Source organism: Nocardioides sp. NPDC058538, assembly GCF_042719275.1.
Classification (GTDB): domain Bacteria; phylum Actinomycetota; class Actinomycetes; order Propionibacteriales; family Nocardioidaceae; genus Nocardioides.
Genome location: NZ_JBHXNY010000012.1, coordinates 120,329 through 145,830, shown reverse-complemented (window position 1 = coordinate 145,830; position 25,502 = coordinate 120,329). Strand labels below are relative to the sequence as shown.

The 25,502-nt window shown below is 69.3% G+C and carries 22 protein-coding genes; 8 read left to right on the top strand and 14 right to left on the bottom strand.

Features of this window, described 5'->3' with window-relative positions; all coding sequences use genetic code 11:
• Nucleotides 1-7 precede the first annotated feature (7 nt).
• The 7 genes from ACFWQC_RS13745 to ACFWQC_RS13715 form a co-directional block, all read right to left on the bottom strand.
• Nucleotides 8-3,586 (bottom strand): TIM-barrel domain-containing protein, encoded by a 3,579-nt coding sequence (locus ACFWQC_RS13745; RefSeq protein ID WP_378678484.1) that lies wholly within the window; start codon nt 3,584-3,586, stop codon nt 8-10.
• A gap of 85 nt (nt 3,587-3,671) precedes the next feature.
• Nucleotides 3,672-4,523, bottom strand: a complete 852-nt coding sequence (locus ACFWQC_RS13740; RefSeq protein WP_378678481.1) for a ketose-bisphosphate aldolase — start codon at nt 4,521-4,523, stop codon at nt 3,672-3,674.
• 1 nt (nt 4,524) lies between these two features.
• Complete coding sequence (locus tag ACFWQC_RS13735) at nt 4,525-5,433, bottom strand: 1-phosphofructokinase family hexose kinase (RefSeq protein WP_378678478.1); 909 nt, start codon at nt 5,431-5,433, stop codon at nt 4,525-4,527.
• Nucleotides 5,430-6,368: an ROK family protein gene (locus ACFWQC_RS13730; protein ID WP_378678475.1), complete on the bottom strand. Its 939-nt coding sequence runs from the start codon at nt 6,366-6,368 to the stop codon at nt 5,430-5,432. The genes ACFWQC_RS13735 and ACFWQC_RS13730 overlap by 4 nt, the downstream gene beginning before the upstream one ends.
• Before the next feature lie 4 nt (nt 6,369-6,372).
• Nucleotides 6,373-7,293, bottom strand: a complete 921-nt coding sequence (locus ACFWQC_RS13725) for an SIS domain-containing protein (protein WP_378678472.1) — start codon at nt 7,291-7,293, stop codon at nt 6,373-6,375.
• Between the two features lie 91 nt (nt 7,294-7,384).
• On the bottom strand, nt 7,385-8,167 hold the full coding sequence (locus ACFWQC_RS13720; RefSeq protein WP_378678469.1) for a DeoR/GlpR family DNA-binding transcription regulator: 783 nt from the start codon (nt 8,165-8,167) through the stop codon (nt 7,385-7,387).
• A gap of 38 nt (nt 8,168-8,205) precedes the next feature.
• Nucleotides 8,206-12,066, bottom strand: a complete 3,861-nt coding sequence (locus tag ACFWQC_RS13715) for an endo-alpha-N-acetylgalactosaminidase family protein (protein ID WP_378678467.1) — start codon at nt 12,064-12,066, stop codon at nt 8,206-8,208.
• Nucleotides 12,067-12,171: 105 nt separating this feature from the next.
• Here ACFWQC_RS13715 and ACFWQC_RS13710 point away from each other — a divergent pair, with 105 nt between their 5' ends.
• Together ACFWQC_RS13710 and ilvD are read left to right on the top strand one after the other, a co-directional pair.
• Nucleotides 12,172-13,968 (top strand): beta-galactosidase family protein, encoded by a 1,797-nt coding sequence (locus ACFWQC_RS13710; protein WP_378678465.1) that lies wholly within the window; start codon nt 12,172-12,174, stop codon nt 13,966-13,968.
• Nucleotides 13,965-15,659: a dihydroxy-acid dehydratase gene (ilvD, locus tag ACFWQC_RS13705; RefSeq protein ID WP_378678463.1), complete on the top strand. Its 1,695-nt coding sequence runs from the start codon at nt 13,965-13,967 to the stop codon at nt 15,657-15,659. The genes ACFWQC_RS13710 and ilvD overlap by 4 nt, the downstream gene beginning before the upstream one ends.
• On the opposite strand, the gene ACFWQC_RS13700 is transcribed toward ilvD, so the two are convergent.
• Nucleotides 15,656-16,471 carry a helix-turn-helix domain-containing protein gene (locus ACFWQC_RS13700; protein ID WP_378678461.1) on the bottom strand — a complete coding sequence of 272 codons (816 nt, stop codon included), beginning with the start codon at nt 16,469-16,471 and terminating at the stop codon, nt 15,656-15,658. The genes ilvD and ACFWQC_RS13700 overlap by 4 nt on opposite strands.
• An 18-nt stretch (nt 16,472-16,489) precedes the next feature.
• Between ACFWQC_RS13700 and ACFWQC_RS13695 the strand changes: the two genes are divergently transcribed.
• Together ACFWQC_RS13695 and ACFWQC_RS13690 are read left to right on the top strand one after the other, a co-directional pair.
• Nucleotides 16,490-16,855 carry a DUF4345 domain-containing protein gene (locus ACFWQC_RS13695; RefSeq protein WP_378678459.1) on the top strand — a complete coding sequence of 122 codons (366 nt, stop codon included), beginning with the start codon at nt 16,490-16,492 and terminating at the stop codon, nt 16,853-16,855.
• A gap of 143 nt (nt 16,856-16,998) precedes the next feature.
• On the top strand, nt 16,999-17,436 hold the full coding sequence (locus ACFWQC_RS13690) for an NUDIX hydrolase (RefSeq protein WP_378678457.1): 438 nt from the start codon (nt 16,999-17,001) through the stop codon (nt 17,434-17,436).
• 463 nt (nt 17,437-17,899) lie between these two features.
• Here ACFWQC_RS13690 and ACFWQC_RS13685 read toward each other — a convergent pair whose 3' ends face one another.
• Nucleotides 17,900-18,613, bottom strand: coding sequence for a TetR/AcrR family transcriptional regulator (locus tag ACFWQC_RS13685; RefSeq protein ID WP_378678455.1), 714 nt, complete (start codon nt 18,611-18,613; stop codon nt 17,900-17,902).
• A gap of 192 nt (nt 18,614-18,805) precedes the next feature.
• Here ACFWQC_RS13685 and ACFWQC_RS13680 point away from each other — a divergent pair, with 192 nt between their 5' ends.
• On the top strand, nt 18,806-20,035 hold the full coding sequence (locus ACFWQC_RS13680) for a hypothetical protein (RefSeq protein WP_378678453.1): 1,230 nt from the start codon (nt 18,806-18,808) through the stop codon (nt 20,033-20,035).
• A 94-nt stretch (nt 20,036-20,129) separates the two neighbouring features.
• Here ACFWQC_RS13680 and ACFWQC_RS13675 read toward each other — a convergent pair whose 3' ends face one another.
• From ACFWQC_RS13675 to ACFWQC_RS13665, 3 genes are read right to left on the bottom strand one after another with little or no spacing between them, the layout of a single operon-like run.
• On the bottom strand, nt 20,130-20,534 hold the full coding sequence (locus ACFWQC_RS13675; protein ID WP_378678451.1) for a RidA family protein: 405 nt from the start codon (nt 20,532-20,534) through the stop codon (nt 20,130-20,132).
• Nucleotides 20,535-20,587: 53 nt separating this feature from the next.
• Nucleotides 20,588-20,965, bottom strand: a complete 378-nt coding sequence (locus ACFWQC_RS13670; protein WP_378678449.1) for a nitroreductase family deazaflavin-dependent oxidoreductase — start codon at nt 20,963-20,965, stop codon at nt 20,588-20,590.
• Between the two features lies 1 nt (nt 20,966).
• Nucleotides 20,967-21,422 carry a nitroreductase family deazaflavin-dependent oxidoreductase gene (locus ACFWQC_RS13665; protein WP_378678520.1) on the bottom strand — a complete coding sequence of 152 codons (456 nt, stop codon included), beginning with the start codon at nt 21,420-21,422 and terminating at the stop codon, nt 20,967-20,969.
• Nucleotides 21,423-21,501: 79 nt separating this feature from the next.
• Here ACFWQC_RS13665 and ACFWQC_RS13660 point away from each other — a divergent pair, with 79 nt between their 5' ends.
• From ACFWQC_RS13660 to ACFWQC_RS13650, 3 genes are all read left to right on the top strand, one after another.
• Complete coding sequence (locus ACFWQC_RS13660) at nt 21,502-21,885, top strand: MmcQ/YjbR family DNA-binding protein (RefSeq protein ID WP_378678446.1); 384 nt, start codon at nt 21,502-21,504, stop codon at nt 21,883-21,885.
• A 96-nt stretch (nt 21,886-21,981) separates the two neighbouring features.
• Nucleotides 21,982-22,536, top strand: a complete 555-nt coding sequence (locus tag ACFWQC_RS13655; RefSeq protein ID WP_378678443.1) for a putative glycolipid-binding domain-containing protein — start codon at nt 21,982-21,984, stop codon at nt 22,534-22,536.
• 125 nt (nt 22,537-22,661) lie between these two features.
• Complete coding sequence (locus tag ACFWQC_RS13650; protein WP_350665160.1) at nt 22,662-23,072, top strand: MmcQ/YjbR family DNA-binding protein; 411 nt, start codon at nt 22,662-22,664, stop codon at nt 23,070-23,072.
• Between the two features lie 431 nt (nt 23,073-23,503).
• On the opposite strand, the gene ACFWQC_RS13645 is transcribed toward ACFWQC_RS13650, so the two are convergent.
• Both ACFWQC_RS13645 and ACFWQC_RS13640 read right to left on the bottom strand, forming a co-directional pair.
• Nucleotides 23,504-23,929 carry an MmcQ/YjbR family DNA-binding protein gene (locus tag ACFWQC_RS13645; RefSeq protein WP_378678440.1) on the bottom strand — a complete coding sequence of 142 codons (426 nt, stop codon included), beginning with the start codon at nt 23,927-23,929 and terminating at the stop codon, nt 23,504-23,506.
• A gap of 71 nt (nt 23,930-24,000) precedes the next feature.
• On the bottom strand, nt 24,001-25,200 hold the full coding sequence (locus ACFWQC_RS13640) for an IS110 family transposase (protein ID WP_378678437.1): 1,200 nt from the start codon (nt 25,198-25,200) through the stop codon (nt 24,001-24,003).
• Between the last annotated feature and the right edge of the window lie 302 nt (nt 25,201-25,502).

The following is a 25,502-nucleotide window of genomic DNA, read 5'->3' as shown; positions in this document are numbered from 1 at the left end:
GGTAGGCCTAGTTCGGGGTGGCGCGCCAGCGTTGCGACGTGGCCGCGGTATCGGTCTGCTGCACGACCAGCCCGTTGGCGCCGGCCGCCAGGCTGAGACCGCTGTGCTTGGCCGAGAACTTCAGCGCCGCACCGTCGGCCGCGATCACCCAACGCTGGTTGGGCGTGCCCGTGCAGGTGTACTCCACGACAGGGTCGCCGCTCGTCTTCGAGCTGTAGGCGACGTCGGCGCACAGACCCGTGCCGGCGTTCTTCAGCTGGTAGCTGCCGTCGTCCTCGTTCCGGGTGACCACCCACTTCTGCGACGCCGCCGCACCGACGGCCGACGTGGTCAGCTGACCGTCGCTGGTCGCACCGGCGGCATCGAGCGCTAGCCCCGAGGCGGCGTTGCCGAGCGAGTACTGGCCGTCAGCCAGCGCCGGCGGCACGATCTCCTCGTCGCCGATCGTCATCGCGAACACGTGCACGGCGGCGTTGGCGGGCAAGGTGACCGCTGCGATCTCCTTGGCCGGGTCGGTACGCAGCGTCTTGGTGAACAGGCGGTAGGAGACCGTCGGATAGGCCGGTCCGTCCGGGGTGTTCTTCCCGAGCGTGGTGACGGCCACCTTGGCGCCGTAGCCGTCGGTCGCCGCACAGCACCAGTTGGGGAAGCCGAGCGTCCCCGTGGCGGAGGTGCCGTCGGTGTAGTGCACGGTCGCCTTCTCGGCGGCCGACAGGCTGGTGCCGGTCCCCAGGAAGGCCAGCGCGTTGCCCTTGCCGCTGATCCGGATGGTCTCGCCACCCGAAGCCACGTTGTCCCGAGTGCCCGGCTCCGAGTCCGGCCAGGTGAAGTCGAACCCGTTCGCGCTCACCGTCGCCCCGGGAGTGACGCCCTTCTCGGCCAGCTTGTCGGCGAGGAAGCTGCTGCCGCCGCCGTCGATGTCACCCGGTCCGGGGTCCTCGGCCCTGGTGACGCCCACGTTGTTGAACGCCGAGGCCAGGTCCGGGTGGGCGACCGTGGTCGTCGCTGAGTCCGTCACGGCGTACGTCCGGTCGTGGGCCACATAGGTCGCGGTCGCGTCGATCTTCACCCGGCCGGGCGAGGCGTCAGCCGGCGGCGTGACGCTGAACTTCGCGGTGCGGGAGGCACCGGGCGCGAGGGACCCCGACACCGCAGCGCCCGGGCGTACGTCCCAGCCCTCAGGGGCCTTGGCCGTGATCGACTCGAGCTGGACGCGCGAGCCGGTGTCGTTGGTGAAGGTGGCGCTGAACTCCGCTGCCTCACCGGCGACCGCGATCGCGGCGGTGGCCGCATCGACGGTCACGTTGCGGTCGCCCGGGTGGCCACCACCGACCGCCGCGGACCCGTTCAGCGCGACCACGGCACCGGCGGATGTGGAGAGCTTGCCGGTCTTCACCTGCGTGATGCCCGTCGCGGAGTCGTGGAACCATCCGGTCGCCGCGCCGTCGAGCTCCTCCTTCGAGGCCCGCTGGGGCAGCTCCTTGCCGGACAGCACCACGCTGCCCGGTTCGGCATCGGCGTGCACGCTGAGCCCGTACTCGCGCGAGGCGGGTTTGCCGGCGTAGGCGCCGTCCACCTCGCCCAGCCGCACCACGACCCGGCCGCGACCCTGCTCGGGAGCGTCGACCTCGAACTCCTGGGTGGCGGACTCGCCCGAGGCGTGCGCCTGGCTGCGCCCGTCGTCCTCGTAGTTCACGAACGAGGAGGAGCCCTGCGGGTAGATGTCCAGGTCGAGGCGGCCCGACTTCTTGCCCTGCTGCCAGTCGAGCGTGCCCTCGGGGAACTGCGGCACGACCGCGCCGGCGCGTACGAAGAGCGGCAGCGTGTCCAGCGGAGCCTTGTAACCGTCGATCGTGGTCGGCCCCTGGTGGACCCGGCCGCTCCAGTAGTCGACCCAGGTGCCTTCGGGCAGATAGATGCCGTCGCGGGTCGTGGCGTCCTCGTAGACCGGGGCGACCAGGAAGTCGTCACCGGCGAGAAACTCGTACTTGACCGCGTCGCCCCAGGTCTTCGGGTCCTCGGGATAGTTCAGGTAGAGCGGCTTGACCGCTCCCACGCCGTTGCGGTTGGCCCGCATGGTGTGCGTGTAGAAGTAGGGAAGCAGCCGCTCGTGCAGGCTCAGGTACTTCCGGTTGATCGAGGTGTACGGCTCGCCGTAGCGCCACGGCTGCTTGTCGGAGGCCGCCCACCCGCTCATCAGGTAGGTCATCGGCAGGAACATCTTCCACTGCATGTCACGGACGTACGTCTCGGCGCTGCCGCCGAAGATGCCGTCGACGTCGCCGGTGGCGAGGTGCTGGCCGGACATGGTGGAGCCGGCGTACGTCGGGATCTGCCAGCGGATGTAGTCCCAGCTCCCGGACTGGTCGCCGCTCCACACCGCGGCGCAGCGCTGGGTCCCGGCCCAGCCCTCGACCGTGAGGACGGTCGAGCGATCGGTGCTGTTGGTCTCGATGCCGTCGCGGGCCTGCTCGCAGGCGTCGAGCGCGAAGCGGTAGCCGGGTCCGACCCAGGCGACGTCGGTCTTGCGGACGCGTACGCCCGCTTGGACCTCGGTCTCCTGCTCGGTCAGGTCGTCCTCGGTCCACAGGCCGAGCTCGGCGCCGTGGTCCTGCAGCATGTCGCCCGTCTCGGCCAGGTCCTCGTATCCGCAGCCGTAGCCGTCGTTGACCAGCATCCAGCCCAGCGGCATGTCGTGCTCGGCGTAACCCTCGGCGATCGCGGTCGAGTCCCGCAGGGTCTCGCGCTCGCCACGGTTGGCGTTGTGGAGATAGCAGTCGGCGTCGCCGACCTCGAGGGCGTACATCGGAACCGCGACCGGGCGGCCGGTCAGCTCGGTGTAGGAGTCGATGACACGCTCGGCGTCACCGACGAAGTAGTAGGCGTCGAAGCGCTGCTCGTCGTGGGTGGTCGTGGTCGGCGCACCGAAGTCGTAGCTGCCGGCCGCGAAGGTGTTGCGCAGGACGCCGTAGCCACGGGAGGAGACGTAGAACGGCACCGCGTTCGGGTTGCCGCCGTCGTTCCAGTTGAAGTCGCGCGAGATCTTGATCGTCTCGCCGCGGTGGCTGAACCGGCCGTTCTGCATACCGCCACCGAAGAACTGCTCCTCGGCACCTCGTTCCAGGTGCTGCGCGGTGCTCTTGTCGTCCCAGGTCAGCGGCGAGGCCTCCGCCATCAGCACCTTCCCGGCCGGGTCGGTGAGCCGCAGGGTGATCGGCTGCTTGGTCACGGTGAGCACGGCCTTGTCTGTGCTGATGACGTACGCCGCGCCGGTCTCCTTCACCTCCGAACGCCCACCGGGATAGTCGCGCTTGACGACGATGTCGGCGTCGGGAGCGCCGGGCTCGGTGGGGTCGTCGTTGGCCGGGTCGGTGAACTCGCCGTTCGGGGCCAGGCGTACGCGCACCATGTCGGCGTCCTCGAAGGTCACGCGCAGCGCGGCCTCCCCGGACTCGAAGGTGTAGCTGTCGCTGTCGCGCTCGAAGCCGGTGACGCCGCCGAGCTCGCTCGTCGCCTCGGCAGCCACGGAGCTGACCGGGCCGAGCGCGACCAGGGCAGCGGCCAGAGCCACCCCCGGGACCAACAAGCGTCGGATTGAGTGATTGAACATGATCGCCTCACGCCCTAAAGAGTCAGAATCAATCGCAAGTTGGAGGCGACTGTAACGTAGGTCACACTGCGCGGTCCACCCTCGGTCCGCCGATCAGCGCGAGCAGCCGGGCGGCCTCGCCGGCCACCGCATCGCGGCCGGCGCCGAGGTACTTGCGGGGGTCGACCTTGCTCTCGTCCGCGATCGCCGCGCGGACGGCGCGGGTGAAGGTCGCGTTGAGGTGGGTGGCGATGTTGACCTTGGTCATCCCGGCGGCGATGGCCGCGACGATGCCCTCGTCGGGAACCCCGGAGGAGCCGTGCAGCACGAGCGGCACGTCGACGGCAGCGGCGAGCCGGGCGATGAGCTCGTTGTCGAGGCTGGCCGTACGCGTCGTCATCGCGTGCGATGAGCCGACCGCGACCGCGAGCGCGTCGACACCGGTGGCCTCGACGTACTCCGCCGCCTCGGAAGGCTGGGTGCGGACCCCGGGTGCGTGCACGCCGTCCTTGCCGCCCACCTCGCCGAGCTCGGACTCGACGGAGGCGCCGCGCTCGTGGCACCAGGCCGCGACCTTGGCTGTGGCGGCCACGTTCGAGTCGTAGTCGAGCTTCGAGGCGTCGAACATCACCGAGGGACACCCCAGCTCGACGGCCTCCTCGACGAGCTCGACCCGGGTCGCATGGTCGAGATGTACGCAGACCGGCACCGTGGCACGCTCCGCGATCGCGATGCTCGCCCGCAGCAACGGCGCCACCGCACCGCGGTAGTCGACGGTGTTCTCGGAGATCTGCAGCACCACCGGGCGGCCGGCCTGCTCGGCACCGGCGACGATCGCCTCGGCCAGCTCGAGCTGGATGACGTTCATCGCGCCCAGGCCGCGGCCGGTGCCGCGGGCGTTGTCGAGCAGCAGCGACATCGGTACCAGGGGCATGTCAGTCTTCCTCGTGGTCGATTCGGCTGACCCTGACGTCGGCCAGGAACGATGCGTACGCGTCGGGGTCGATCTCGCCGGCGACCGGGGTGACCACCGCGGCCGCACCGAGCGCGGCGGCGTCGCGAAGGATGTCCGGCCACGGTCTGCCGTTGGCGAGACCTCGGGCGAGCCCGGCGGCGGTCGCGTCGCCGGCGCCGGTCGGGTTCCCGGTCACCCCGGCGGGCGGGCTCACCTCCCAGCAGCTGCCGTCGGCGTACGCAACCAGCCCGTGGTGGCCGCGGGTCAGCACGACCGGGCCGCCGTGGCGGGCGGCGAGCTCTGCGACCGCGGCGGCCGGGTCGTCGAGGGGCCGGCCCAGCAGGCGGGCGGCCTCGTCCTCGTTGGGCGTCAGGACGGCGCCGGTGCCGATCGCGGCGGCGAGCGCGGCGTCGTCGAGATCGAGGAGCACCGGTATGCCGGCGGTTGTCGCGAGCCGTGCGATCCGTGCCGGGAGGTCGGTGGGCACTCCTGGCGCCAGGCTGCCGGAGACGACGATGGCCGCCGCAGCTGGGATTCGGTCGGCCAGGAGGTCGAGCAGTCTGAGATCGGCGCCGGCGGCCGCCTGTCGACCCGGCTCCCACAGCGAGGTCGTCGACTCGGCGACGACCACCAGCGTGCGGCGTACCTCCTCGAGCTCGGGCAGGAAGGTCGCCGGCAGCTCCCGGGCGAGGGCTTCGCCGAAGTCGTGGTCGGCGAGGCCGACGGCATGGGTCGGCTCGCCGAGCTGGTGCAGGACCCGGGCGACGTTCACGCCCTTGCCGCCGAGCCGGCTGGTGACCTCGTCGACGCGGTGGACCTCTCCCACCCGCAGCCGGGGCAGCCGGTAGGTCATGTCGATCGCCGGGTTGAGCGTGACGGTGATGATCATGCGCCCGACCCCGTCGACGCCAGGGCCAGCCGAGCGGCGCCGACGAGGCCGGCTCGGCCGCCGAGGGCGGAGAGGCGAACGGGCGGGACCGCGGTCACGCCGGCGCGCTCGCGCATCCGGACCCGTAGCGGTTCGAGCAGATATCCCCTGGCCTCGGCGACGCCACCCCCCAGGATGATCTCGCCGGGCGCGAGCAGCGCTCCTACGGCCAGGAAGCCGTCGGCGAGGGCGGTGATCGCCTCGGACCAGACCCGGGCGGCGCGCGGATCGTGCTCGACCCGCGCGACGAGCTCGGCGACGCCGGCGACCCCGGAACCGCCCAGCGACGCGTATCGCCGCAGCATGCTCCGAGCGCCCGTGCGCGTCTCCACGCAGCCGTGGAGCCCGCAGGTGCACAACGGCCCGGCCGGGTCCACCACCAGATGGCCGAGCTCACCGGCCTGACCCGAGACGCCGACGATCGGCCTGCCCTCGACGTACGTCACCGCAGCGACGCCCGTCCCGAGCACCGCGACGAGCGCTGAGGCCGGTGAGCCGGCGTCCGCCCAGATCGCCCCCGCGGCGGTGGCCGTGTCGTGCGAGACCACGACCGGAAGGCCGAGCCGTTCGGCCAGCGGCGCCGCCACAGGCACGTCGACCAGACCGAGGTTGACCGCCTTGAGGGAGATCCCGGACTCGGTGTCGACGAGTCCGGGAAAGGCGACCCCGACGCCGGCGACCTGCGACCGGTCCACGGGGCTCAGGCCGGCGAGCAGCTGCTCGCCCAGCTGCGCGATGTCGTCGAGCACGGCCGGACCGGTGCGAGTGGCCACCCGCGACTCCGCCAACGACACGTCGCCGGCGCCGACCACTGCTCCGCGCACGGAGGTGCCGCCGACGTCGAAGGCGAGGGCGAGAGCTCGCTCCGCGGCTGGTTGCGTAGGAGACTCGCTCATCGATTCACTCGGAAGGAGCAGCAGCCGGGCTCAGGATGATCGAGCGCGTGAGGTTGCGCGGCGCGTCGGGGTCGAGACCGGCCCGACGGGCCCGCTCCACGCAGAGCAGATGCACGCGCACCAGCTCGGCGAGCGGGTCGATCTCGTGGTGCACGAGGTCGGCGCCGGTGACCGCGACGTCCTCGGCGAAGCCCGGCACCAGGTCGCCGAAGGCCCACACGACCCGGCCGGGGGCACTGATCGAGAGCGGGCCGTGGCGGTACTCCATCATCGGGTAGGACTCGGTCCACAGCTGTGCGGACTCCCGGAGCTTGAGCGCCGCCTCCTGCGCGACTCCGTTGGTCCAGCCGCGACCGACGAAGGTGAGCTGCTCGGCGGTCAGCGCCGGACCGAACGCGCTCTCGCCGGCGTCGATGATCTGCTGGGCCTGCTCGGCGGCCCGGCTCAGGTCCTCGCCGAGGTGCCAGCGCAGCACGGCGAGCGTGGTGGTCGCGAAGCGGGTCTGGACCACCGACTTCTCGTCCACCTCGGGCATCAGGATCGGCTCAGCGAGATCGAGGGCCGGAGTGCCGGGAGAGGACGAGATCACCGTCGCCGGGATCCTGCCCCGGATCCGGGCAAGCAGGTCGACGACCTCGGTCGTGGTCCCGGACCGGGTGATCGCCAGCAGCCGGTCGTAGTCCCGGTCGAGACGGGCCTCGGTCGGCGTCCAGGCGTCGGTGATGCCGTGACCCTGCTCCTCGCGCAGCGCGGCGTACGCCTGCGCCATGTAGAGCGAGGTCCCGCAGCCAATGACCGCGACCTTCTCCCCCGCCTTCGGCAGGGCATCGGCCGATCGTTCGGCGGTGCTCCTGGCAGCCAGCCAGTTGGCGGGCTGCGTCGCGATCTCGGCTGCGAGATGCGTCGTCGGTGCAGATGCGGTCATGGTCTCGGGTCACCCTCCGATGTGTTGCCGGCTGGACCCGAATCATCCAACGCCCTGCGCGTTTCTGTCAATAAATCGTCACAAATGATCATTATCGCTCAGTCGTGACGATGATCTCCGTGCCGCCATCGGTCAGTGCCTTCGCGAGCGACTCCGGCACCGGTTTGTCGGTGACGAGCATGGAGACGCTGGAAAGGTCGCGGATGCGCGCGAAGGTCGGATGCTCGAGCTTGGTGCTGTCGGCCACGACGATGGTGCGCTGGGCCGCCGCGATGAAGTCGGCGCTGATCTTGGCCTCGGCCGGGTGGATCGTGGTGAGCCCGGCCCGTGTGCTGATGCCGTCGACGCCGAGGATCGCGGTGTCGATGTGGATCTTCGACAGCACCCCCTCGCTCAGCGGGCCGACCAGCTCGTAGGACTGGGTGCGAGCGGCGCCGCCGGTCACCACGATGTTGACGTTGGGCCGGATCGAGAGCTCGTAGGCGATGTTGAGCGCGTTGGTGACGACGGTGATGCTGTCGTCCTCGGCCAGGTCGGGGTGGCGACCGATCGCGCGGGCCACCTCGCTGGTGGTCGTGCCGCCGTTGAGCGCGACCGTCTCGCCCGGCACGAGCAGGTCGGCCACCGCGGTCGCTATCGCCCGCTTCGCGTCGGCCTGGCGACCGATCTTGTACTGCAACGGCAGCTCGTACGCCGAACCGAGCGCGGTCGCGCCGCCATGTGTCCGGGTGACCAGCCGCTGCTCGGCGAGGTGCCCGATGTCGCGGCGGGCGGTCGCCGCCGAGACACCGAGCGCGCTCTCCACCTCCGCGATCGACACGTGCCCGTGCTCGCTGATCAGCTCGAGCAGCTGGTTGAGTCGCTGTTGTCTCATGGGCTCCCTTCCTGGGTCCCGGACAGCCTACGCAGATCTCAGGGGCCGCAGTGGAACCTCGCATCGGCCCAGTCGGCGTGGTCGTTGCCGTTCCCGTCGCCGGCATCGCCGGCCACCAGATCGACATAGTCGGCGCCGGTGACATCAGCGGTGATCGTCTCGGTGGCGCTGGTCGGCCCGAGGGCGCCGGTCTCGGCGACCGTCGTCCCGTCCGCGACGACGGAGAACCTCACCGAGCCCCGCGACGTCTGGACGTCGTCCACCCCGACGTCGGCGGTGAAGCTGGTGCAGTTGCCGGCCAGGTAATAGCGCACCTTCGAGACCGCGTGCGTGCCCAGCCCCTTGGTGTAGACCTTGCCGGCGAGCGTGATCGGCCCACCGTCGCCGGCAGCGTTCTCCCCCACGCTGGTGTCGCGCTCGACCGGTCCCCAGCCGTTGGTGGCCGAGATCCAGCCGAGGTCGCTGGCGTAGGTGTCCGCGGTCGGCGGGGGCGGCGCGGTCTGCACCGTGGCCGAGCGGGCCACCGTGCGCGTCTCGCCGTCGACGTCATAGCTCGCCGACGCGTTGAGCTGATAGGCCGACTCGGCCGCATCCGCCGGCGGCGTGACCTTCCAGGTCACCGAGTGGCTCGCCCCGGGAGCGAGCGAGTCGAAGGCCGCCGGCGTGGTGGCCTCCGCCGTCCAGCCCTCCGGCACCTCGAGACCGACCGTCCCGGCACCGGTCGCCGACGCCTCGTCGCTGGTCAACGTGGTGGTGACCTCGCCGGCCGCACCCGGCGGCAGCTTCTCCTCGCCGGCGTCGACGGCGAGGGTCGCGCAGGCCGGCAGGTCACTGGCCGCACCGAGGTCCTCGACGGTGAGGTCGTCGATGCTGATGTCGCCGCTCGCGCCGTTGTCGTCGGCGGTACGCAGACCGACCCAGTAGTCGCCGCAGCCGCCGACGACGAACTCATCGCTGAACCGAGCCGTCTCGACCTGCTTGCCGATCGAGCGAGCACCTACCTCGACCGTGCGCGGGTCGCCGCTCGCGACCGAGTCATAGCCGGTGACCCACTCGTAGTCGTCGTCACGTTCGGTCTGGTGGTCGAAGGAGACGCGGTAGCGGTGGCCGGGCTTGAGACGTACGGTCTGCGGGACGGTGCGGTAGACGAGGCCGCCGTTCTCGGCGTGCGACTTGAGCGACCAGTCGCCGCTGATCACGTCGTCGGTGACCTTGCCGTTCCAGCCGCTCTGCGTGTACGGCTCGTGCCGCTCGGCCAGGTGGGTGCGCGGGTCGGTGACGCCGCCCGAGGAGCCCTTGACGAACGGCGACCAGCCCTGGACGACCTCCTCGAAGTCCTCCTTCACGATGACCTTCGCGCCGGGCGCGGCCGGCAGGTCGCGCTTGGCTGCGACGACGCGTACGTCATCGAGGCGGACGCGGCCGGAGCCTGCCTCCGCGGAGATCTTGACGGTCGCCGTGCCGTCGCGGCCGGCGTCGAAGGGGACCTCGACACGCTGGAAGTAGGTGCTGTGCAGCTCGTCGGCGGCGACCAGGTTCTTCGCGGTCGAGCGCTCGACACGGTTGGTGTAGGTCTTCCCGCCGGAGGCGACACTGACCGAGGTGGCCCGGCTGTGGCCGGGCTCGACCTCCACCCAGACACCCAGAGCGTTGCGCCCGCTGCGCAGGCCCTGGAGGCGCTGGCTGATCGTGGCCCGCTCACCCGCACCCAGGACGGCGACCTGCTGACCGGTAGAGGTCCGCCCGGTCGTGGCCGCGCCGCTCGGGTGCCAGGCATCGAGGTCGCCGGCGTTGAAGCCGGGGTCGGCGACGTGGCTGCCCTGGCCCCACTGCGGGTCGGGCGAGCTGTCGGGAGACATCGTCAGGACGTACGACGTCCCTGCCTTCGCCTCGAGGGTGACCTTGCCGTTGCGCACCGGGACGCTGCCCGCCGCGACCCGGCCCTGCTCGGTGAGCGCGTAGACGTTGAGCCGGCCGCTCCGGCTCCACGCGTCGGTCAGGTCCCAGGTGGTCCGGCCGCCGTCGGCGTTGTAGTGGTAGAGCTTCGCCCCGTCCTGCTGCCTGTCCTTCCACGGCAGGAGGTAGGCGTCGCCGTCGAGCACGAGGTCGCCGCCCTGATAGATCTTCCGGGTCGCGTCGGTCTGGCCGGTGTTGACGATGCGTACGCCGCCGTCCTGGACGATCTCGTCCGGGCTCCAGCGCAGGATCGGGTTCTTCTGCAGGTACTTGGTCGGCAGGTTGGTCTGCCAGATGTCGTCGTAGAAGGCGTCGACGTCGTTCTCGCCGGTCCACCCCTCGAACTCGACGATCTCGGTGTGCCCGAGCAGCTTGTCCGGGTTCCAGGTGTCCTTCTGCCCGTTGCGTACGAACCGGATCATCTGGCTGTTCAGGCCCTTGTTGGTGGCGCCTCCGTAGGACTCGTCGTTGGCCCAGTGGGACCAGAGCGCGTCCTCCTCGAAGTGGTAGGACCACTCGGTGCCGATGTTCCAGCCCTGCCCGCGCAGGTCCTGGGCGAGCCGCTCCTGGAGCCAGCCGTAGGAGTAGTAGACGTCGATGTAGAGGAAGTCGAGGTTCGGGTGCGTCTCGCGGCGCAGCTGGGCGAAGCGGTCGACGATGCTCTTGGTCGCGAGGTCGGTGCGCTGGTCGATGTAGTAGGACTGGTCGATCCAGTCCCAGCCGGGCTTGCTCTCCTCGACGAGCGTCTCGTCGAAGGTCTTGGCCTCGGGGTAGGCCTCGGTCGCGTTGACGTGGACGCCGAAGTCGGCGCCCCACTTCTCGCCCGCGCGGACCAGGGTGTTGAGGTCGCCGAGCCCGCCGGCGCGGGTGTTGTAGTTGCCGCCGTAGTCGGGGTGCGCGGAGTCGTGGCCCTCGGAGCCGTACCCCTTCAGCACCGCCAGCTGTCCCAGCCCGTCGGTGGCCAGCGAGACCCGCTTGACGTCGTCGAGCGTACGCAGGAACGGATGGGTCGCCTGGCTGGCGAAGTTGAACGGGATGTGGGTGACCACCCGCTCGGGGGTCTCCTCCGCGCCGTTCATCGGCCGCTGGATGTCGCGCAGCGCGATCGCGCCGTCCTGCCAGTCGACGGCCTGGTCACCGTTGGCGTCGGGGGTGATGGTGACCTTCGCCCACGGGAGCTCTTCGGTGTAGGGCGAACCGGTCGCCCGGTAGGTCCACTGGCCGCTCCACAGCCCGACCCGGCGGCCATTGTCGGTGGCGCTCACGCTGCGCCAGATCCGGCCGCGCTCGTTGGTCGAGTCGCCGCCGCTCTGGTCGTAGACCGAGTTGGTCTCGATCGCGGCGGCGAGCTGGTCGGTGTCAACGATGGCGTACGCGGATCCGACCGGCTTCTCGGTCGTGGCCAGGTCCGCGGTGACCTCGGTGTGGGTGTCTCCGTTGGTGGTGCGGTCCGCGCTCACGACGGCGGTGTTCACGGTCGCGCCGGCCTGGTCCGAGCTGACCGAGAGGAGGTCGTGTCCGGGGATGTCGAGGGTGCCGACCCGGTGCTCGTCGGTGTCGGTCACCTTGGTGACCGCGAAGGTGACGACGTCGCCGGCCACCTCGAGCTTCGCGTCGAGCTCGACGCCGGGCAGGTCGGCGAAGGTCAGCCGGTAGGTCGCCGTGTCGGCGTCGACCTGGGTGCCGGTCACGGTCGCCGTGCGCGCGGTGCCGTTGATCCGTACGGCGGTCGGCGTTGTCGTGGCGCCGCTGATCTCACCACCGGCAGTGTGCCGGTAGCCGAGCACGGCCGGGAAGTCCTCGGCCACCTGGACGCTGAGGACGGGCGAGGTCAGCGTGAAGCCGCCGCCCGCGAGGGCGGCATGGCTTTCGGGCGCGATGGCGGCCACGCCGGCGAAGGCCGTCACGGACGCGAGGAGGGCTGTGAGGAAACGCTTCGGCATCGTGACTCCCGAGGGTGGGGGTGGGCCTGACGAGGTCCGACCATCATGCAGAGTTTTGCGCGGACTGGCTAGGTTGTGCTCAAAAGTTGTCATAACCTCGGGCGGGTGACCCCTACCTTGACCTGGCGCGACGGCGTGTTCCTGAAGCACGGTGTCCCCCACCGGATCCTGTCCGGGTCCATCCACTACTTCCGCATCCACCCGGACCTTTGGGAGGACCGGCTGCGCCGGGTCGCGGCCACCGGGTTCAACACCGTCGACACCTACGTCGCCTGGAACTTCCACGAGCCCGACGAGGGTTCCCCCGACTTCACCGGGCCTCGCGACCTGGCCCGCTTCATCACGATCGCCGGCGATCTCGGGCTCGACGTGATCGTGCGCCCCGGCCCCTACATCTGTGCCGAGTGGACCAACGGCGGGCTGCCGTCATGGCTGACTGCCCGCACCCGGGCACCACGCAGCACCGACCCGGTCTACCAAGACGCGGTCGCGCGCTGGTTCGACACCCTGCTCCCCCAGCTCGTCCCGCTCCAAGCCGGTCACGGCGGGCCGGTCGTGGCCGTGCAGGTGGAGAACGAGTACGGCTCCTACGGCGACGATGCCGCCCACCTCACCTGGCTCCGGCAGGGGTTCCTCGACCGCGGCATCACCGAGCTGCTCTACACCGCCGACGGCCCGACCGAGGTCATGCTCGAAGCCGGCATGGTCGAGGGCACGCTCGCCGCGGCGACGTTCGGGAGCCGTGCCACCGAGGCCGGCGCGATGCTGGCCTCCCGACGGCCCGGCGAGCCGTTCCTGTGCGCCGAGTTCTGGAACGGCTGGTTCGACCACTGGGGCGAGAACCACCACGTACGCTCCCCGTCGAGCGCCGCCGCGACGCTGCGCGAGATCGTCGACCTCGGCGGCTCGGTCAGCGTCTACATGGCGCACGGCGGCACCAACTTCGGGCTCTGGGCAGGCGCCAACCACGACGGCCGCCGCATCCAGCCCACCGTCACCAGCTACGACTCCGACGCCCCGGTCGGCGAGGACGGCCGGGTCTCGGAGAAGTTCCGGCTCTACCGCGACATCCTGGCGCCCGCCACCGGACGCACGGTCGACGCGCTGCCCGCGCTGCCGCCGACTGGTCCGCGTCACGCGTTCTCGTCTGCGCCGGTCTCGCGCGGCACCGACCCGCTGTCACTGGTGACCCGTGGGCCGGCGACGCGCGCGGCGGGGCCGCTCAGCTTCGAGGAGCTCGGCATCGATGCCGGACTGGCGACGTACCGCTCCTCGGTCACGCTCCCCAGCCACGACGTCCATCTCACCGTGCGTGGACTGCACGACAGGGCGTACGTCTTCCTGGACGGGCGCGCCCTCGGCCTGCTCGAGCGCGACGACGCCGAGGCCGCGGTGCTGACTCTTCCCGGCCTGGGCACGGTCGCCGAGCTGACCCTGGTCGTCGAGGCGCTCGGACGCGCCAACTACGGCCCGCTGCTCGGCGAGCACAAAGGGATCCTCGGCGGCGTCCAGGTCGACCGGCGCCTCGTCCACGTCTGGGACCACCACCCCACACCCCTCGACCGCTGGGCGCCTGACGACCTCGACGGCGTCGCACATGCCGTCATCGAGGTCGACGGCCCCGCCGACGGCTGGCTCGCGGTCCCCGGTGACGGCGACCGATTCGTCTGGCTCAACGGCACCCTGCTCGGCCGCTTGTGGAGCCGCGGCCCCCAGCGCCGCCTCTACGCCCCCGCTCCCCTCTGGCGTGCCGGCGCCAACCAGATCTCCATCCTCGACCTCACCCACCCCGCGACGTACGTCGAGGTCCACCAGGACCCGGACTTCGGGCCGACCGAGGAGTACGTCGAGTCCCTGCCGACCGGCGTCGAGGTCACCACACGGTTAGCCTCGTACATGTGAACCCACTCAGCCCCGACACACCTGATATCAAGCCCAGGTCGCGCGCCGTCACCGATGGCCTGGAAGCCACGGCAGCCCGAGGCATGTTGCGGGCCGTCGGACTCGGAGACGACGACTTCGCGAAGCCTCAGATCGGCGTCGCATCGTCGTGGAACGAGATCACGCCCTGCAACCTGTCCCTCGACCGGCTCGCGAAGGCGGTGAAGAACGGCGTTCACGCGGCCGGCGGTTATCCGCTGGAGTTCGGCACCATCTCCGTCTCCGACGGAATCTCGATGGGCCACGAGGGCATGCACTTCTCGCTGGTGTCGCGCGAGATCATCGCCGACTCGGTCGAGACCGTGATGAGCGCCGAGCGGCTCGACGGCTCCGTGCTGCTCGCGGGCTGCGACAAGTCGCTGCCCGGCATGTTGATGGCGGCTGCTCGGCTCGATCTCGCATCGGTCTTCCTCTACGCCGGCTCGACCATGCCCGGACAGGTCGACGGCCGCGACGTCACGATCATCGACGCATTCGAGGCGGTCGGGGCCTGTATCGCGGGGAAGATGAGTCGCGATGAGGTCACCCGCATCGAGAAGGCGATCTGTCCTGGCGAGGGCGCCTGCGGGGGTATGTATACGGCCAACACGATGGCTGCTGTCGCTGAGGCGCTCGGCATGTCGTTGCCCGGCTCGGCCGCGCCGCCCGCAGTCGACCGACGCCGCGACGGCTTCGCCCACCGCTCGGGCGAAGCGGTGGTCGGGCTGCTTCGCAAGGGCATCACCGCGCGCCAGATCATGACCAAGGATGCCTTCGAGAACGCCATCGCCGTCGTGATGGCCCTCGGCGGTTCCACCAACGCCGTCCTGCACCTGTTGGCCATCGCCAACGAGGCTGAGGTCGACCTGACTCTTGACGACTTCACCCGGATCGGAGAAAAGGTCCCCCACCTCGCCGACCTCAAGCCTTACGGCAAGTACGTCATGAACGACGTCGACAAGATCGGCGGGATCCCGGTCGTGATGAAGGCGCTCCTGGACGCAGGGCTGCTCCACGGCGACTGCCTCACGGTGACCGGGAAGACCATGGCGCAGAACCTCGCGGAGCTGAGCCCGCCCGCGCTCGACGACGAGGTCATCCACTCCTTCGAGCGGCCGATCCATCGCACCGGTGGTCTCACCATCCTGAAGGGCTCGCTCGCCCCTGAGGGCGCTGTCGTCAAGACAGCCGGTTTCGACGACACCGTCTTCCGCGGCACTGCCCGAGTCTTCGACGGCGAGCGGGCCGCGATGGACGCCCTTGAAGCGGGGCTCATCGTCGCGGGCGACGTCGTGGTCATTCGCAACGAGGGCCCGAAGGGCGGCCCAGGCATGCGGGAGATGCTCGCCATCACGGGAGCCATCAAGGGCGCTGGCCTCGGGAAGGATGTCCTGCTGATCACCGACGGCCGGTTCTCAGGAGGAACCACCGGTCTTTGCGTCGGTCACATTGCCCCAGAGGCCGTCGACGCCGGCCCGATCGCCTTCGTCCGCGACGGCGACCCCATCGTCCTCGACGTCGTCAACCGCACCCTCGAGGTCGGGCTGGAACCCGAGGAGCTGGAGCGGCGGAAGGTCGGCTGGGAGCCACTTCCCTCGAAGTATCAGCGCGGAGTGCTCGGCAAGTACCGGCGCACGGTGCAGTCGGCCGCGGTCGGCGCGGTCACGAGCTAGTCAGGGTTTCGTCGTCCGTGCGATGCTCCATCACGACGATCCGGAGCTGGTTGGAGAGCAGCTGCGTGGCGGTGAGTCCGAACATCGCCCGGAAGGTGTCGCTGAAATGGCTCGGCGAGGCGAACCCCCGCATCGCTGGCGGCCGTCGAAAGGTCCGCACCCTGGCTGACAGCCGCTGCCGCGTACCGCATCCTGGCCCAGAGGCGGTAGCGACGGAAGCTGGTTCCCGAGTGGGCGGAGAACAGGTGCAGGAAGCGCGACTGGGACAGGTTGACGGCGGCGGCCATCTCCGCCGCACTCCCCCGCTCACCGGGCCGGTCACGAAGGAGCTGCATGGCGACGCGGATCCGCTCGTCGGTCGGGTACGTCTCACCGGCATCGAGCAGACGCCGTCGCAGCATCTCGGGATCCGTGACCGGCCCCTGGCTCCAGTCCGCGATCAGTGCCGCCTCGTCGCGATGGTCGTACGCGATCGTGCTCGCCCGGTCGGTCATCTGCCCGAGCAGGTGGGCCGTCCCCGATGCGCCGGGGTCGACGTAGAAGAACAGCATCGTCTGCTCCTCCCCCACGACGATCTGATGGGACGTACGCGCAGGGATCAGCGCGCTCCGCACCCGCCGTGGCTCCGCCTGACCTGACCGCAGCAGGAAGGGAGCGTCCAGACCCAACGCGAAGCAGGTCACCGACCCGGAATGAGTGCCCAGACGCAGCGACGGTCCCCGGTACGCCGCATGTCCCGACCAGAGCCACACCGTCGGCCGCGCGTCGTCGCAGCACGAATCCGGAAGCGGCTCGGTCGCCATGCGCGTCATGATCCCACGGTGAACACCGTGGCCAGCCTGACCATCGCCGTCATCGGCGTCTTCTTCCTCGCGATGGGGACGTACGCCCTCGTCACCCCGGGCGCACTCGCCGCCCCGTTCCACCTCTCGGCGAAGACGCCCGAGTCCCGCTCCGAGATCCGCGCGGTCTACGGCGGGTTCGGCATCGCGATGGCCGCCGTGCTGGGCGCCGCCGCTCTCGACATCGGCGACATCCGGACCGGCGCCGTGACCACCGTCGGCCTCGCCCTGATCGGGATGGCCGGCGGCCGACTCGTCTCGCGCCTGCTCGATACCCCCGTACGTTTCTATCCGATCTGGTTCTACTTCGGGGTCGAACTCGTGGCCGGCACGGCCCTGCTTGTGTGCGTTTGACCTGGCTGAATTCGGCTATGCTCGGCGCCGTGGGATCTCGGCCGACATCAGACACGTCTGTACATACGCCACGTCCGCGCGCGCCCAGGGCGAGCCACCTGGGCCAACGAGTCGACTGGCACAACGACCCCTCGGCCCCCGAGGTGAACAGCATCCGGCCCAGCGCCGGCGCCTTCGTGCTCGACGACCCGGGCAGGATCCTGCTGATCCGCCGCAACGACACCGGCAACTGGACGATGCCCGGCGGCGCGATGGAGCCCGGTGAGTCGCTGACCGCGGCCGCGGTCCGCGAGACGTTCGAGGAGACCGGCATCACCATCGAGGTGACCGGCCTGGTCGGGATCTGGACCGACCCGCGCCACCGCATCGAGAACACCACCAACGGCGAGGTACGCCAGGAGTGCTCCATCATCTACGCCGGCCGCTACCTCGCCGGCGAGCCCACTCCGTCGGCTGAGAACACCCACGCCGAATGGGTGAATCCCACGATCGTCCCCAGCCTTCAGATGGACCGGAGCCAGCGCGTACGGATCGACTGGGCCCTCAACCGCAACTTCCCCCACCTCGATCCCAACCCCTGAGCACGTCAGGGCAGGGTCACCGTCGGACCGGTCAGCCAGGACTACGAGGCGCTCGCCGCCCGCGAAGGAAATAGATCACCGGCCCCACGAAGTCCACCGCGATGACCGCGGCCCACTTGGCCTTGCTCCCGTTGACCAGCTCCGGTTTCCGAACTGCCAGGTCGGTCCACGCTGTCGCAGCCAACGACAGTTGGATCGAGGCCAGAACCAGAACGGCTGTCTGCTGGCGGCTGCTCAGCTCGCTCCATCGTTTCAACTCCATCACTTCCTTCCGAACGCAGGGGCGTTCCTCGATGTGGTTCAGCCAACGTAGTACGTCGCGCTGTTGACGTGGGCGTACGGTCGTTGTGCCCGCCCTGCAAGTCCTTGGTCCCACCGATCGACACGACGGTCGGGCGATGCATCGCAACAAGTTCGTGGGAGGACGAGGCGATGGCCTGAGGTCCTCACCCCACGCGTGCCGCTACGCCGGCCGCTCCTCGGCGAACCGCAGCAAGAGGCCGTCAGCCGTGACCGTTGCGCGAACGATCCTCGCCTCGGGCACGCCACAGATCCGAAGACACGTCGCCGCGATCGCTCGCCCCTGCACTGACGTGACCTCGCCGCCGCGGGACCGGATCCTCGTCACCGCCTCGACCGCCTGGACCAGCAACCCACCCAGTTGGTCCATGCTCACCGTGGCGGCAACAGTGCTACTGACGATGTCGGCACCCAACCGCCCGTACGCAGCGGTCAGCTCCTGCAGCGCAGGCTGGAACTCCGCGAAGACCTCGCTGCTCCTGACATCGGGCATCCGGTAGAGCTTGCCGAGGTTGTGCGGCACGGTCGCGAGCGCCTCCACGTCGATCAGGGCCAACAGGTCGAGCGCCGCCTCCGGCACGTCGGCCGGACACGCCAGCTCGATCCTCTCCACCTTCTCGAGACTCGGCCGCACCGAAAGCTCCAGGAGCTCAGCGAGGATGCCCGGCTTGCCCGCGAAGTGGTAGTACGGCGACGCCTGCCTGATCCCCACCTTCTCCGCTATGTCCCGCGTCGAGGTCGCCGCGAACCCACGGTTGACGAAGAGCTCGGCCGCCGCATGGAGGATCTCGTCGCGTGGTGCACGTGCGTTGGCCAACCGGGGGACCACCCGAGGCCGACCCGGTCGGGTTGCGGTGGCGAGCGCGTACTGGCTCATCGCGATCCTCTCGTCCGGAGTCCTGTCACACTCACGATGGCCGCGGACGACCATGGACTGGCAGAGAGCAGGTGGGGAGCATCGCCGTTGATCCCAGTGACCCCCGGTCCCCCGCGTTCGTTGTTAGGTTTGTGCGAGTCGTCCTGTCGCCTCGGCACGCGCGACGAGACACCGAACGCACCGGGAGGCCGGATGGCTGAGCAGTGGCACGAGAGGTTGGTACGCCTTCAGGCCGCCAAGGGCTGGAGCAACCGAGAGACCGCGATGCACTACATCGCCCTGTCGCCCTTCCACGAAGAGACTCAGCTGGACTCCGTGATCGCGATGTTCAAGCGCTACCGGCGTGGGGAGATCGCCAATCCGTCGCCCGAGACTCAGCAGGCGATCGCCGCGATGTTCGACCTGCCGGTCGCCGACTTCTTCGCCCAGCGCCCGCTCGCGAACCAGAACGTCCCGGACCGGCTCAGCCCGACCGAGTTCACCGACCTGGTGGCCGCGCTGCGTATGCCGAAGGTCGGCGAGGCCCACCTCGCGCAGGCCGAGGCCGAGGTCGAGCGCCTGTGCACCGCCTACTCGGCCCAGGACGCCCGCTCACTGACCGTCGAGGTCGACGACTGGCTGAAGGAGCTCGCCTCTCTGGTGCATGAAGGCCGGGTCTCCCTCGCCGGCCATGAGCGCGTCATCCACCTCACCGGCTGGCTCTCGCTTCTCCGGGCGTGCCTGATGTGGGACCAGGGCGACGAGCAGGCCACGCACCAAGCCCGCGTCGCCGCCGAAGGTTTCGCCGCGGACCTGGGCGACAACGTGATGGCCGCCTGGACCTGGGAGATCCGGGCGTGGATGGCGCTGACCCAAGGCGACATGCCCAATGTGATCGCAGCTGCCGACGCCGGCATCCGCTGTGCTCCCAACGCCTCAGTCGCCGCCCAGCTCCATGCGCAGAAGGCCAAGGCGTACGCCCGGATGAAGGACAGCCACAAGACCGAGGTCGCACTCGATCGAGTGCGCGAGGTCCTCGACGGCAACGACCTGCCATCGAACGTCCGCAACCATTTCAACGTCGACCCGACCAAAGCCTCTTTCTATGCGATGGACGCCTACCGCACCCTGCACGGCCGCGAACGCATGGCCGACGCGATGGCAGACACCGTCATCGCCACCAGCACCCGCCCCGACGGCACCGTGATCAGCCCGATGCGACTCGCCGAGGCCCAGCTGACCAAGGCCGTCCTCGCCGCCCGCGACGGTAGCCCGGTGACGGCGCTCGAGCTCGCCGGCGCGGCACTCAACCATGAACGGCGGTCCCAGCCGAGCTTGTTGCTCGTCGCGAGCGAGGTGGCTCACGAGCTCGAGTACCGCTCCCCCGCCGACGGCGCCGAGTTCCGCAACCACTTGCGCGAGCTCAGTGGGCCGACGAAGTAGGCCTGCCGAATCACAGGCTCCGATTCGCACTCACCGCGCACGACGTGACCACCACGGGACTGGCCGCCGCGGTGGCGAGCACACCCGACTGAGGTCAGCCGGAAACCGCGGCAATGGCCTCGATCTCGACCAGCTGATCCTCATAGCCCAGCACTGTCACGCCCATCAGGGTGCTGGGCACGTCATGATCCCCGAACGCGTCCCGCACGACTTCCCACACCGCGACAAGATCCGACCGCTGCGAAGATGCCACCAGAAGCCGGGTGTTCACGACGTTCTCCAGCGTTGCGCCCACTGCCCGGAGAGCCTCGCTCAGAGTCTCAATGCACTTCGCAGCCTGGCCCGCGTAGTCACCCACGGCTGCCGTCGTCCCGTCCTTCTCGAGAGGGCACGACCCGGCGAGGAAGACGAGGCGCACGCCACTATCCACGACCGACGCGTACGCATAGGGCGCGGCACTGAGTTCGGCAGATCGAATGAGACGGATTGCAGGATTCACCGGACGATCCTCTCACCTGCGCTTTAGCAACATGACCCATGTTCGCCACAGGATCAGGCCGTACGCAGCAGCCTGAACTCGTGCTTCTGCAGCACCTGCAGCACCAGCTTCGCGGGATAACCGAAAGCGTCCCGCCCCGCCTCGGACGTATAGGGCTCGATCGCGGAGATCTGATGCCACTGCCCGTCGACGAACACCTCACAGCCTCCGGCAGCGACGATGTTGCGATACCAGTTGACGTCCTCGCGGTACGTCAGCTCCGCGATGAAACCTTCCGGCACCCGCGCAAGCATGATCGGCGTCTCGTACGTCTTCCCCGACTTCCGGCCGACATGGCGCACGAGGGAGAACGGCCCGTGTCCGGAACGAGCAACCCGCGTCGTCACCTTGTTGAGCGTGTTCTTGATCAACCACAGCCACTTGCGACGCATCTCAGTCTCCTATGAGTCTCAGGTTCACCATTGGCAGTCCCTCGACCTCGTGACCGACCGCCGTCTCGATCGCACCGCGCAGGCGCCGCCAGGCCTTCGGGTGCGCCTCTTGATAGCGAGCCAGCGCCGCAGCAGACTCCTCCTCCGAGAGAAACCTCGCCTGCGCCGCGACGCTCGTACGCTTCCCGATGCTGACGCGGCATGCAGGCTCGGCCAGGAGGTTCCGATACCACTGCGCCCCGGTGCCGAAACCGCTCACCACCACGATCTCGTCCACGCTCGGCCGCTCGACGACCTCGAGACAGACATACCGCGGGACCCCTGATCGGCGTCCGATGTGCTCGAGCATCAACATCCGGGACCCGAAGAGCCAGCCGGCCCGGTGTCGATAGAGCCAGATCGGCGCGCGTACGACAGCGCGGGTCCGCAACAGCCGGGACACGACCGAGTCGACCATGGACGTCACCGAACCGACCTTACCCACCGGCTTCGTCGATCCTGCCCGATCGAGCAACGCCACGAACTACGCTCCAAGCATGGCAACGCTCCAAGACGTGGCTCGGATCATCGCTGAACTGTCCGAGGTCACCGAGGGCGAGCGCTACGGGAACCCGACCTGGTCCGTACGCGGCAAGGGCTTCGCCTGGCTCCGCCCGTTCAGCAAGGCCGACATCAAGCGCTTCGGCGACCAGACCCCGCCCACCCCGCCGATCCTCGCGGTCAACACCGCCGACCTGCACGAGAAGGAAGGCGTCCTCGCCGCCGGCATCGACGGGGTCTTCACCATCGAGCACTTCAACAACTACCCCGCCGTACTCATCGAGCTCAGCGCCATTGCCCCAGGTGACCTCCGCGACCTGCTGGTCGACGCCTGGCTCGCCGCCGCCCCAGCTGAGCTGGTCGAAGGATTCGACGGCTGAAGCTCTGACTCGCCGAGATCGTGTGCGTGACGGGGCGAGACATACTGCCCACAAGATGCGCCACCTCGCTTGGGTGTTTGCTGGTTTACTCCCGACATGGCATACGAGGAGCTCCCGCCGTTCGCTGCGTGGCAGTTCGTCGACGCCGTCGACGGGTTCGTGGTCGTCTATCGGGACGCCTCCGGCATCCGTGGATACACCTCAGCCGTCGAGGCGGGCCAGGCCTACGCGGTCCACTATGAGATCTCGGTTGATGCCCTCTGGCGTACGCGCGAAGTCCACGTCCACAATGACACCGCTCGCGGGCGACGGTCCACTGTACTTGTCTCCGATGGCAAAGGTTCCTGGACCGTCGATGGCCGGTCGGCGCCCCAGCTCGACGGGCTCTACGACGTCGACCTCGAGGCCTCTGCCTGCACCAACACCCTTCCCGTCCACCGGCTGGACCCGCCGCTAGGCGACGTCGTCACCGCGCCAGCCGCCTACGTCCAGGCACTTGACCTTCAGGTCAGACGCCTCGACCAGTCCTACCGACGCCTCGACGACCACCGGTTCGACTACCACTCCGAAGGCGGTTTCAACGCCGTGTTGGTGTACGACAAGTATGGGCTCGTCCTCGACTACCCCGGGATCGCGACGCGCTTCGCCTGAGAGACGAACCGTCCTCGGCGCACGGGCCGAGCACACAGCTCCAAACTGCTCTCTTGTTCCGCACAGGTCGCGTCGCGAGGACCTACCCACGCCGTCATCCGCGCGGTCGCTGACAGACTTGCGGCATGTCCCGGCCGCCGCGCATCGAGCCCGCCGCCGACGTAGTCGCCAAGGTTGCGTCGACCGCGTTGTCGCTTCCCGACGCCTACGAGGAGGATGCCTGGACCGGCGTCAGGTGGCGAGTCAGGAAGAAGACCTTCGCTCACGTCCTGGTCGCCCAAGAGGGGTACACGTCGGCGTACCGCGATATGACCGGGGTGACCGAGCCCACCACGGTGCTGACCTTCCGATCCTCCGGCGACGAACTGCTGGCCCTGGTCCACGCCGGGCCACCGTTCTACCAGCCTCCGTGGTCGCCCACCGTCGTCGGCATGGTGCTCGACGGCGATACAGACTGGGAAGAGGTGGCCGAGCTGGTGACCGAGAGTTACCGGTTCTGCGCTCCTAAGAAGCTGAGGCACCGGCTGGATCGATGATCGTGCGGTCCCCAGGGCGGTCACTGTGACAGAGCGGGGTCGTGCCTGAGCGTCCACGCGACGCGCTTCGTAGAGTGAACACTGATGAGTCGACAGCTGCTGGTCCGCGCGGCTGCCGCGACCGCCGCCATTGGAGCCTGTGCCAGCTCGGCATCGCTGCGCGCCCCCAGCAGGAACGTACCCCGGAGATGCTGATCGCGCGTGCCTGGCGCATCGAGCCCGTCGGTCGGCCGGGCTAGCGTCAGCGCCACTCCTCCCCCGGCTACTCCCTCCTTGGCCGCGTGCCCGATCACCCAAGTTGGGGGTCAGCCACGGCCGCGCGATCGCCGTGCTGCCCCGGCCGACGGCTGATGCATAGAGCCCCGGCCCGCCGTCTGTGCGGTCGGGGCCATGCGACGCCTGCGTCATGGCGCCGCCAACGAGTCCTCGCGCTAGCCCGGTAGGTGCTCCCCGAGCCAGGTCGCTCTTCGGCGAGCTGACGCGCGCGAAAGCCAAGCCTCCTGTACGACCTCAGCGAGCTCGTCATAGCTGATCTCCCCAAGCCGGCTTGCTCGGACTAGAACCGACAGGTGGCCGTCGAAATGCGGAGTGGTGAAGAACGGCGAGGACTCGTCCTGCACCATCGCCAGCTTGTCACCCTCGCTAGGCACCCAGAAGACGATGACGTCGTCGTAACGCTGGCCGGTGTCCGGGTCGAACGCGTCAGGACGCGGGTTCCGGAAGAAGACGAACGACTTTCCGCCTACCTGATAGACGGGCCTGTCCTGGGTGCCCGCGTAGACGCGGATGTGGGGCATGCCAAGGGCAAGCTCGTGCACGTCCTCGACCCGCGCCGGCCGGTCGCCTGTTCTTCTCACACAGTCAGGCTAGGTGTCACGGTCAACGCGTGGGCGGCCTCCGCGTGCGTCACTTCGGCTCCCCTCTGTTGTCAACCGGCGTCTTGAAGGACTCGTTCGGGTTGGCTCTTTCGAGGTCGTGGCTGCTCGGCGTAGCGTCGGGTTCGCGGGTCCGGGAGTGGCTGATCCGAAGTGTCGACATGCGGGGGCAGGTCGACCGCGCTGGATTCTTGAGACGCCCCGCAGTGCCCTCCCGGACTCGCTCCATGGCGGCGAATGGCGTCAGCGAGGAGCTGTTTGTAGATGGCGTCGGAGATGCGTCTCTTAAGGCACCGCAGCGCCTCCTGCGGCTTCTTTCCCGCTGCGCGTTTGCGCCGGTAGTAGGCGCGGCCCTCGGTGTCGAGGCGCAGCTGGGTGACCGCGGCGATGTGGATCATGTGGTTGACCTGACGGTTCCCGGCCCGCGAGCGACGGTGCCGGTTCTGCTCGCCCGAGGAGGCGTCCAGCGGCGCGGTCCCGGTCCAGGACGCGAACCGGTTGCGGTCGGCGAACCTGGCGACGTCGCCGACGTCGGCGAGGATTCTGGCGGCCACCACGGGACCGATACCGTGGATGTCCATCAGCCGTGACTCCCGGGCCAGGACCATCGCCTTGAGCTCGGCGGTGGCCTTCTTGATCTTGGTTTCGACCGCGATCAGCTCGACGAGTTCTTCGGCAGCCAGACGGCGGCGGGTCTTCCCAGCGATGTCCCTGGGACGGACCGTAGCCAACATGGCCTTGGCCTGACCGGTGGTGATGTCACGTTTGGCCTGACCAGGAAGAAGTTCTGCGAGCAGCGCCTGGAGCCGGCACACGGTCTGAACCCGACGCCGTGTGAGTGCTTCGCGTCGGTCGGCCAGCATCCGCAAGGCCTCGAGCGCACCGTCGACCTTCAGCACCCGCAGGTTCCTCGTGCGCACGGCCACGATGGCGACCGCGTGTGCGTCGTGGGCATCGGTCTTGCGGTTGTGGCCGGTGCCGAAGAGCCGAACACGGGCAGCGAGCTTGGCTGGTACGTCCGCGACATACTCGCCGGCTTCGAGGAGCCGCTGGGCGAGTGGACGCCCGGCACCATTGGCTCCCTCGACTGCCCAGACTCGCTCCGGCCAGGCCTTGGCGTAGGCGCGCATCGCGGCGTACCCGGCCTGATCGGTACTGAAGCGACCAGATCCGAGGAGCTGCTCCTGCTGGTCGACGACCTCGATCGTGGCGGACAGTTTGTGGGGATCGACCCCGATGAGGACCTGTTCCATGCGCTACTCCCTGCGCTCGTTCCGGTTGGGACGGCGAGGTGGGCATTGCTACTACGAGCTGGGCAGTCCCCTCTTGAGGCACGCCTCGTCAGCGGTGCCCGGCAGGCCGCAAACCGGAATCGAGCCACACCCGCGCAGACGGGTGGGCAGCCCAAAAGAGAGCAAGCCCACCGGACACCTGGACCGAGTCTGGCCGGACGCCGGTCCTACGGGAATCCTCTAGTAGCCCAGAGTGACGTTGTCTGAACTGGACGAGCACCTTTCTGCGAGGACTGCGGCATACGAGGCACTGCACAAACTCC

Bases quoted from the DNA above. Each gene is read 5' to 3' on its own strand.
- ACFWQC_RS13740 (WP_378678481.1), bottom strand. From the start codon at position 4,523: ATGCCCCTGGTACCGATGTCGCTGCTGCTCGACAACGCCCGCGGCACC.
- ACFWQC_RS13735 (WP_378678478.1), bottom strand. From the start codon at position 5,433: ATGATCATCACCGTCACGCTCAACCCGGCGATCGACATGACCTACCGG.
- ACFWQC_RS13730 (WP_378678475.1), bottom strand. From the start codon at position 6,368: ATGAGCGAGTCTCCTACGCAACCAGCCGCGGAGCGAGCTCTCGCCCTC.
- ACFWQC_RS13725 (WP_378678472.1), bottom strand. From the start codon at position 7,293: ATGACCGCATCTGCACCGACGACGCATCTCGCAGCCGAGATCGCGACG.
- ACFWQC_RS13720 (WP_378678469.1), bottom strand. From the start codon at position 8,167: ATGAGACAACAGCGACTCAACCAGCTGCTCGAGCTGATCAGCGAGCAC.
- ACFWQC_RS13715 (WP_378678467.1), bottom strand. From the start codon at position 12,066: ATGCCGAAGCGTTTCCTCACAGCCCTCCTCGCGTCCGTGACGGCCTTC.
- ACFWQC_RS13700 (WP_378678461.1), bottom strand. From the start codon at position 16,471: ATGACGCGCATGGCGACCGAGCCGCTTCCGGATTCGTGCTGCGACGAC.
- ACFWQC_RS13685 (WP_378678455.1), bottom strand. From the start codon at position 18,613: ATGAGCCAGTACGCGCTCGCCACCGCAACCCGACCGGGTCGGCCTCGG.
- ACFWQC_RS13680 (WP_378678453.1), top strand. From the start codon at position 18,806: ATGGCTGAGCAGTGGCACGAGAGGTTGGTACGCCTTCAGGCCGCCAAG.
- ACFWQC_RS13670 (WP_378678449.1), bottom strand. From the start codon at position 20,965: ATGCGTCGCAAGTGGCTGTGGTTGATCAAGAACACGCTCAACAAGGTG.
- ACFWQC_RS13665 (WP_378678520.1), bottom strand. From the start codon at position 21,422: ATGGTCGACTCGGTCGTGTCCCGGCTGTTGCGGACCCGCGCTGTCGTA.
- ACFWQC_RS13660 (WP_378678446.1), top strand. From the start codon at position 21,502: ATGGCAACGCTCCAAGACGTGGCTCGGATCATCGCTGAACTGTCCGAG.
- ACFWQC_RS13655 (WP_378678443.1), top strand. From the start codon at position 21,982: ATGGCATACGAGGAGCTCCCGCCGTTCGCTGCGTGGCAGTTCGTCGAC.
- ACFWQC_RS13650 (WP_350665160.1), top strand. From the start codon at position 22,662: ATGTCCCGGCCGCCGCGCATCGAGCCCGCCGCCGACGTAGTCGCCAAG.
- ACFWQC_RS13640 (WP_378678437.1), bottom strand. From the start codon at position 25,200: ATGGAACAGGTCCTCATCGGGGTCGATCCCCACAAACTGTCCGCCACG.